The sequence below is a fragment of the Klenkia terrae genome (assembly GCF_037083865.1).
Lineage (GTDB): Bacteria > Actinomycetota > Actinomycetes > Mycobacteriales > Geodermatophilaceae > Klenkia > Klenkia terrae.
On the sequence record NZ_JBAPLV010000053.1, the window covers coordinates 1 to 7,637 of the forward strand.

Sequence of the window (7,637 nt, forward strand, 5' to 3'; positions counted from 1 at the left end):
TCCTGGCTCACCGACGCCGGTGAGCCAGGACGGCGTCTGCTGAACCCAGCTGATCAACGACGGGACTGTCCACCTACGCAGGAGTCCGTCCTCCTGCACCAGATCTGGTGCAGGAGGACGGACTTCCGAGCACCCCCCTGATCAACGCTGGGGGGCGAGGGGCCTACGAGACGTCGTCGTCGACCCAGTCCAGGGTCTTGGTGACGGCCTTCTGCCAGTTGCGGTAGTTGCGCTCGCGCTCGGCGGCGTCCATCTGCGGCTCCCAGCGCTTGTCCTCGGCCCACTTGGCGGTGAGCTCGTCGAGGGAGGACCAGAAGCCCACCGCGAGACCGGCCGCGTAGGCCGCGCCCAGGGCGGTGGTCTCGACGATCTCGGGCCGGATGACGGGGACGTCGAGCACGTCGGCCTGGAACTGCATGAGCAGCTCGTTGCCGACCATGCCGCCGTCCACGCGCAGCTCGGTCAGGTCGACCCCGGAGTCGGCGTTCATGGCGTCGAGCACCTCGCGGGTCTGGAAGGCGGTGGCCTCCAGGACGGCGCGGGCGATGTGGCCCTTGTTCACGAACCGGGTGAGCCCGACGAGCGCGCCGCGGGCGTCGGAGCGCCAGTGCGGGGCGAAGAGGCCGGAGAACGCCGGGACGATGTAGGCCCCGCCGTTGTCCTCGACGCCGGCGGCCAGGGTCTCCACCTCGGGGGCGTCCTTGATCATGCCCAGGTTGTCCCGCAGCCACTGCACCAGCGACCCGGTGACGGCGATCGAGCCCTCGAGGGCGTACACCGGCTTGGCGTCGCCGAGCTTGTAGCACAGCGTCGTGAGCAGGCCGTTCTCCGAGGGGACGGCCTCCTCGCCGGTGTTGAGCAGCATGAAGTTGCCCGTGCCGTAGGTGTTCTTGGCCATGCCCTTCTCGAAGCAGACCTGGCCGAAGGTGGCCGCCTGCTGGTCGCCCAGCGACCCCGAGATCGGGACGCCGGCGAGGAAGCCGGCGGCGCGGCCCTTGCCGTAGACCTCGGAGTTGGACCGGATCTCCGGGAGCATCGACATCGGGATGCCCATCTCCTCGGCGATGTCCGGGAGCCACTCGAGGGTGCGGTAGTCCATGAGCATCGTGCGCGAGGCGTTGGAGACGTCGGTGATGTGCAGGCCGCCGTCGGTGCCGCCGGTCATGTTCCAGATCAACCAGGAGTCGATCGTGCCCATGACCAGGTCACCGGCCTCGGCCTTCTCGCGGGCGCCGTCGACGTTGTCCAGGATCCAGCGGACCTTGGGGCCGGCGAAGTAGGTCGCCAGCGGCAGGCCGACCCGGTCCTTGTAGCGCTCGTCGCCGCCGCCGAGGGCGGCGAGCTCGTCGCAGATCTTGCCGGTGCGGGTGTCCTGCCAGACGATCGCGTTGTAGACCGGCTGGCCGGTGGTCCTGTCCCAGACGACCGTGGTCTCGCGCTGGTTGGTGATGCCGACGGCGACGACGTCGGACGTCGAGGCGTTGCCCCGGGCCAGCGCCTGGCCGACGACCTCGCGGGTGTTGGCCCAGATCTCGGTGGCGTCGTGCTCGACCCACCCGGCGCGCGGGAAGATCTGCTCATGCTCCTTCTGCCCGGTCGCGACGATCTTGCCGTCGTGGTCGAAGAGGATGCAGCGGGTGCTCGTGGTGCCCTGGTCGATCGCGGCGACGTACTTGCCAGCCATGGGGTGTCTCCTCTGCTCTGAGGTGCGGTGGTCTGCGGGGGTGGGGGCTAGATCGAGACGTGCGAGAACAGGCCGGCGAGGACCGCGCCGATGATCGGGCCCACGATCGGGACCCAGGCGTAGGACCAGTTGCTGGCGCCCTTGTTCTTGATGGGCAGCAGGAAGTGCGCGATGCGCGGGCCCAGGTCGCGGGCCGGGTTGATCGCGTACCCGGTCGGGCCGCCCAGCGAGGCGCCGATGCCGACGACGAGCAGCGCCACGGCCAGCGGGCCGATCTCGGTCGGGGTGTCCCCGAAGCGCAGCACGATGTAGACCAGCACGAACGTGCCGAGGGCCTCGGTGATGATGTTGTCGACGTAGCTCTTGATGGCCGGGCCGGTGGAGAAGGTGCCCAGGATCGTGCCGGGGTCGGTCTCGGTCTCGTAGTGCTTGCGGAAGGCCAGCCAGGCCAGCACGGCACCGATGAACGCCCCGAGGAGCTCGGCGGCGAAGTACACCAGCGTGGACGCGAGGGTGACCTCGACGCCCGGTGCGTACTCGGCGGCGCCGCTGACCAGCAAGCCGATGGTGACCGCCGGGTTCAGGTGGGCCCCGGAGGTGGCGGCGGCGAAGACACCCGCGAAGACCGCGAGCCCCCAGCCGAAGATGATCACGATGTAGCCGCCACCCAGGGCGCCCGACTTGGCGAGCAGCACGTTGGCGACCACGCCGACGCCGAGCAGGATGAGGATCGCGGTACCGGTGACCTCGCTGCCGAAGACGGTCCAGAGACTGGTGGTCAAGGGGGGAACTCCTGTCTACGAGCCCGCGGCGGTGCGGGCCGGTTCGGTGCCAGGGGGCCGCCTGTGTCCCCGATCACCCTGGCGCCTGGACGCTAGGTGTCCCCGGTCACCGGGCGGAAGCCGTTGCGTACGACATCGTCGGACAGGACCGATCGGTCCCGGATGGCCTACGGTCCGCGGTGTGCCGGGCACCGTGCAGTCACTCGAGCGGGCGGCCGCGATCCTGCAGGTGGTCGCCGGCAGCGGCGGCACCCTGGGCGTGACCGACATCGCCGCCGCGGTGGGCCTGCCCAAGACGACCGCGCACAGCCTGCTGCGCACCCTGCTCGGCGTCCGGTTCGTCGAGCAGGACCGGGAGGGCCGCTACGCGCTGGGCCAGGGCCTGCTGCGGCTGGGCAGCGGGCACCTCGACGTCAACGAGCTGCGCTCCCGGGCGTCCAACTGGGCCGACGCGCTGGCCTCGCGCAGCGGGCACGCCGTCCGGCTGGCGAGCCTGGTCGACGCCCAGGTCGTCGTGGTGCACCACGTCTTCCGGCCCGACGACTCCGCCCAGGTGCTCGACGTCGGCACGCTGCTGCCGGCCGGCCGGACGGCGCTGGGCGCGGTGCTCGCCGCGTTCGCCCCGCACCGCTCGGTGCGCGGGCTGCCCGACACCGGCCGCGCGGAGGTCACCGCGGTGCGGGCCCGCGGGTGGGCCGCCGACGAGGGCGGCCACCAGCCGGGCAGCGCGGCGGTCGCCGTGCCGGTGCGTGGGTCCACCGGCCTGGTGGTGGCCGCGCTGGGCATCGCCGGCCCCGCCGAGACCGTGCTGGACGGTCGCCACCAGCCGCGCCCCCGGCTGGTGGCGATGGTGCAGGAGTCCGCGCAGGGGATCGCCCGGGAGCTGGGCTGGCATGGCTGACCGCTACGTGCTGGCGGTCGACCAGGGGACGACGTCGACCCGGTCCATCGTGTTCGACCGGGGCGGCCGGATGGTCTCGGTGCGCCAGCGCGAGCACCGCCAGTTCTTCCCACGGCCCGGGTGGGTCGAGCACGACCCCATGGAGATCTGGGCGAACACGCAGCGGACGGCGGCCCAGGCGCTGCACGACGCGGCGTCCAGCGCAGGCGAGGTGGTGGCCCTCGGCATCGCCAACCAGCGCGAGACCACCGTCGTCTGGGACCGCGCCACCGGCCGGCCGATCACCCGGGCGATCGTCTGGCAGGACACCCGGACCGCCGACCTGGTCGCCCACCTCTCCGCCCGGCCCGACGCCGCGGTCGTGGCCGAGCACAGCGGGATGGACATCGCCGGGTACTTCGCCGGGCCGCGGCTGCGCTGGGTGCTGGACGCGGTGCCGCGGGCCCGGGAGCGGGCCGAGCGCGGGGAGCTGCTGTTCGGCACCATGGAGACCTGGCTGATCTGGAACCTCACCGGGGGCACCGACGGCGGGGTGCACGTCACCGACGTGACCAACGCCAGCCGGACGTCGCTGATGGACGTGCGCACCTGCCGCTGGGACCCCGTCCTGCTGGACTTCTTCGGCATCCCCGAGACGCTGCTGCCCGAGATCCGGCCGTCGGTCGGTCTGCTGGGCAGCGCCACCGCGCTGGGCTCCCCCATCCCGATCACCGGCGCGCTGGGCGACCAGCAGGCGGCGCTGTTCGGCCAGGCCTGCTTCGCCCCCGGCGAGGCCAAGTGCACCTACGGCACCGGCAGCTTCCTGCTGCAGAACACCGGCACGGAGCTGGTGCGCACCCGGTCGGGGTCCATCTCCACGGTGGCCTACCAGCTGGCCGGCGAGCCGGTGCACTACGCGCTGGAGGGGTCGGTCGCCGTCGCCGGGGCGCTGGTGCAGTGGCTGCGCGACGGGCTGGGGCTGATCGGCACCGCCCCGGAGATCGAGACCCTCGCGCGGACCGTCGAGGACAACGGCGGGTGCTACGTCGTCCCCGCGTTCTCCGGCCTGCTGGCGCCGCACTGGCGGGGCGAGGCGCGCGGGCTGGTGGCCGGGCTGACCGGGTACGTGACCAAGGGCCACCTGGCCCGGGCCGTGCTGGAGGCCATCGGCTGGCAGACCCGGGACGTCGTCGCCGCGATGGCCGCGGACTCCGGGCTGGCGCTGCCCGCGCTCCGGGTCGACGGCGGGATGACCACCAACAACCTGCTCATGCAGTTCGTCGCCGACGTGCTGAACACCCCCGTCGTCCGGCCGATGGTCGGGGAGACGGTGTCCCTCGGCGCGGCCTACGCGGCCGGGCTGGCGGTCGGGCTGTGGGCCGATGTGGGCGCGTTGCGCCGCAACTGGCACCGCTCGGCACAGTGGTCCCCGGTGCCGGCCCGGGCGGCCCAGCTGACCGCGGAGTACCCCACCTGGGAGAAGGCCGTCCGGCTGTCGATCGCCTGGGGCGAGAGCTGAGCCGTCCGACACTGTCGTACGGATCGCGTCGCCGCCCGCCGCACCCGGTCCTACCGTGGGCGTCGAGCGTCCGGGATGCACCGAGGCTCCCGGGCCGCACCGAACCGAGGAGTGCGCCATGTCCGCCGTCCCCCCGATGGGTCCCGAGGCGCGGGCCGCAGCCTGGGCCGCCCTGGCCGCCGAGGAGTTCGAGGTCCTGGTCGTCGGCGGTGGTGTCACCGGCGCCGGCGTCGCGCTGGACGCCGCCACCCGTGGCCTGAAGACCGCTCTGGTCGAGGCCCGCGACTTCGCCTCCGGGACGTCGTCCCGCTCGTCGAAGCTCTTCCACGGCGGCCTGCGCTACCTGGAGCAGTTCGACTTCGGCCTGGTCCGCGAGGCGCTGCACGAGCGCGACCTCGCCGTGAACCGGATCAGCCCGCACCTGGTCAAGCCGCTGCCCTTCCTGTACCCGCTGACCCACCGCGTGTGGGAGCGGCCCTACGTCACCGCCGGCCTGGCGCTGTACGACGGGCTGGCCCGGTTCGGCGCGCTCAGCGAGCCGATGCCGTCGCAGAAGCACCTGTCCCGCACCGGCGCCCGCAAGCTCTTCCCGGCGCTGAAGCCCGACGCGCTGGTCGGCGCCGTCCGCTACTTCGACGCCCAGGCCGACGACGCCCGGCACACCCTCACCGTCGCGCTGACCGCCGCGAAGTACGGCGCCACCGTGCTGAACTCCGCCGAGGTCGTCTCGTTCCTGCGGGTCGGCGGCCGCGTGGTCGGCGCCCGGGTGCGCGACGTGGAGACCGGCCAGGAGATCGACGTCAAGAGCGAGGTCGTGGTCAACGCGACCGGCGTGTGGACCGATGACCTGCAGACCCTGGTGGGCGGCCGCGGCCGGTTCCACGTCCGGGCCTCGAAGGGCGTGCACATCGTCGTCCCGCGGGACCGGATCAACGGCGAGACCGGGCTGATCCTCAAGACCGAGAAGTCGGTCCTGTTCGTCATCCCGTGGGGCTCGCACTGGATCGTCGGCACCACCGACACCGACTGGGACCTGGACAAGGCCCACCCGGCGGCGTCCAAGGCCGACATCGACTACATCCTCGAGCACGTCAACCGGGTGCTGACCACCCCGCTGACCCACGAGGACATCTCCGGGGTCTTCGCCGGCCTGCGCCCGCTGCTGTCCGGGGAGTCCGAGGACACCAGCCAGCTCTCCCGCGAGCACGCCGTCGCCCGGCCCTCGCCCGGCGTCATCTCCGTCGCCGGCGGCAAGTACACGACGTACCGGCCGATGGCCGCCGACGCCGTGGACGCCGTCGCCGAGGACGTCACCCGGACCGTGCCGGCCAGCGTCACCGAGGACATCCCGCTGGTCGGGGCCGAGGGCTACCACGCGATGGTCAACTCCCTGGACCGGCTGGCCGACACCTGGGGCATCGGCAACTACCGCGCCGAGCACCTGCTCAACCGGTACGGCTCGCTGACCCCCGACGTGCTGGCCCTGGCCGCCGACGACCGCTCGCTGCTGCAGCCGGTGCCCGGCGCCGAGGAGTACCTCATGGTCGAGATGGTGTGGGGGGCCGCGCACGAGGGCGCCCTGCACCTGGACGACCTGCTCGCCCGGCGCACCCGGATCTCGATCGAGACCCCGCACCGCGGCACCGAGTCCGCGCAGGCCGTCGCCGAGGCCGTCGCCGGCGTCCTCGGGTGGGACGACGAGCGGGTCGCCAACGAGGTGGCCTCCTACGCCGCCCGGGTCGAGGCCGAGCGCCGCTCGCAGACCCAGGACGACGACCGGGCAGCCGACGCCGTCCGCGTCGCCGCACCGGACACCCGCGCCGTCGCCGTGGGCCGCGCCCTGGTGTAGCCGAACCCGCACGGCAGAGGAACCTCTGCACCCCTTCATCGCACGGAGAGGGGGTGCAGAGGTTCCTCTGCCGATGGGGGGTGCGGTTGGGACGGCGGGTGGCGGGCACTCCTGGGCCATGCCGACCGTCGAGCGAACCTTCACCGTGCACGCCCCGATCGAGAAGATCGGCCCCTACCTCGCCGACTTCGCCAACGCCGAGGCCTGGGACCCGGGCACGAAGACCTGCACGCCGCTGGACGGCCAGCCGGTCCAGGTCGGGTCGCGCTGGAAGAACGTCAGCGAGTTCATGGGCCGGGAGACCGAGCTGGAGTACCGCCTCGAGCGGTGGGAGCCCGACCACCTCACCCTGGTCGGCGAGAACAAGACGGTGACCTCGACCGACGACATCTCGCTGCGCGCGGTCGACGCCACCAGCACGGAGATCACCTACCACGTGGACTTCGACTTCCACGGGGTCGCCACCCTCGCCGGGCCGCTGCTCAAGCCCGCGCTGGAGAAGCTCGGCAGCGACACCGAGGAGAAGATGACCGAGGTCCTCGCGACGCTGTGACCGGTGCGCCGCGCCGCCCTCAGCGGCGGCGCGGTGCGACCAGTGCCGCGAGCACCAGCAGCGCGCCGAGCGCCGCGGTCCACGGCGGCAGCCCGGTCAGGGCGCTGGGCAGGCCGTCGACCAGCCGGGCCACCGGCTCGGGGGCGCTCGTCCAGCGGGGGGCCAGCACGAGCGCGGCCCAGATCAGGCCCGCGGAGGCGGTCGAGGGCGCGCGGCTGGGCCCGGCGCCGGTGGCCGAGGCGTCCCGGACCTGAGCGCCTGCCGGGGGTCCGACGGGGCATCGGCGAGACTGGGCCGGTGAGCGGACCACGGGACGACGGCCAGGCCTGGGACTCGAGCAGGGTCGACGGCGGGGGCTATGGCGGGCCAC

At 73.0% G+C, this 7,637-nt stretch carries 7 protein-coding genes; 4 read left to right on the forward strand and 3 right to left on the reverse strand.

What is annotated here, in order from left to right:
- Positions 1-163 precede the first annotated feature (163 nt).
- Together glpK (UXQ13_RS23275) and UXQ13_RS23280 are read right to left on the reverse strand one after the other, a co-directional pair.
- Positions 164-1,684 (reverse strand): glycerol kinase GlpK, encoded by a 1,521-nt coding sequence (gene glpK, locus UXQ13_RS23275; RefSeq protein WP_225233667.1) that lies wholly within the window; start codon positions 1,682-1,684, stop codon positions 164-166.
- 47 nt (positions 1,685-1,731) lie between these two features.
- Positions 1,732-2,466, reverse strand: coding sequence for an MIP/aquaporin family protein (locus UXQ13_RS23280; RefSeq protein ID WP_225233666.1), 735 nt, complete (start codon positions 2,464-2,466; stop codon positions 1,732-1,734).
- 181 nt (positions 2,467-2,647) lie between these two features.
- On the opposite strand from UXQ13_RS23280, the gene UXQ13_RS23285 reads away from it, so the two are divergent.
- The 4 genes from UXQ13_RS23285 to UXQ13_RS23300 all read left to right on the forward strand — a co-directional run bounded on the left by UXQ13_RS23285 (position 2,648) and on the right by UXQ13_RS23300 (position 7,267).
- Positions 2,648-3,367, forward strand: a complete 720-nt coding sequence (locus tag UXQ13_RS23285) for an IclR family transcriptional regulator (RefSeq protein WP_225233665.1) — start codon at positions 2,648-2,650, stop codon at positions 3,365-3,367.
- Positions 3,360-4,865: a glycerol kinase GlpK gene (gene glpK / locus UXQ13_RS23290; RefSeq protein ID WP_336393085.1), complete on the forward strand. Its 1,506-nt coding sequence runs from the start codon at positions 3,360-3,362 to the stop codon at positions 4,863-4,865. The genes UXQ13_RS23285 and glpK (UXQ13_RS23290) overlap by 8 nt, the downstream gene beginning before the upstream one ends.
- A 118-nt stretch (positions 4,866-4,983) precedes the next feature.
- Complete coding sequence (locus tag UXQ13_RS23295; RefSeq protein WP_225233663.1) at positions 4,984-6,714, forward strand: glycerol-3-phosphate dehydrogenase/oxidase; 1,731 nt, start codon at positions 4,984-4,986, stop codon at positions 6,712-6,714.
- Positions 6,715-6,832: 118 nt separating this feature from the next.
- Positions 6,833-7,267: an SRPBCC family protein gene (locus tag UXQ13_RS23300; protein WP_225233662.1), complete on the forward strand. Its 435-nt coding sequence runs from the start codon at positions 6,833-6,835 to the stop codon at positions 7,265-7,267.
- Between the two features lie 19 nt (positions 7,268-7,286).
- Here UXQ13_RS23300 and UXQ13_RS23305 read toward each other — a convergent pair whose 3' ends face one another.
- Positions 7,287-7,436 carry a hypothetical protein gene (locus UXQ13_RS23305; protein ID WP_225233661.1) on the reverse strand — a complete coding sequence of 50 codons (150 nt, stop codon included), beginning with the start codon at positions 7,434-7,436 and terminating at the stop codon, positions 7,287-7,289.
- Between the last annotated feature and the right edge of the window lie 201 nt (positions 7,437-7,637).

Excerpts from the sequence above, each read along its gene's own strand:
- glpK (WP_225233667.1), bottom strand. The coding sequence starts at position 1,684 with ATGGCTGGCAAGTACGTCGCCGCGATCGACCAGGGCACCACGAGCACC.
- glpK (WP_336393085.1), top strand. The coding sequence starts at position 3,360 with ATGGCTGACCGCTACGTGCTGGCGGTCGACCAGGGGACGACGTCGACC.
- UXQ13_RS23295 (WP_225233663.1), top strand. The coding sequence starts at position 4,984 with ATGTCCGCCGTCCCCCCGATGGGTCCCGAGGCGCGGGCCGCAGCCTGG.
- UXQ13_RS23300 (WP_225233662.1), top strand. The coding sequence starts at position 6,833 with ATGCCGACCGTCGAGCGAACCTTCACCGTGCACGCCCCGATCGAGAAG.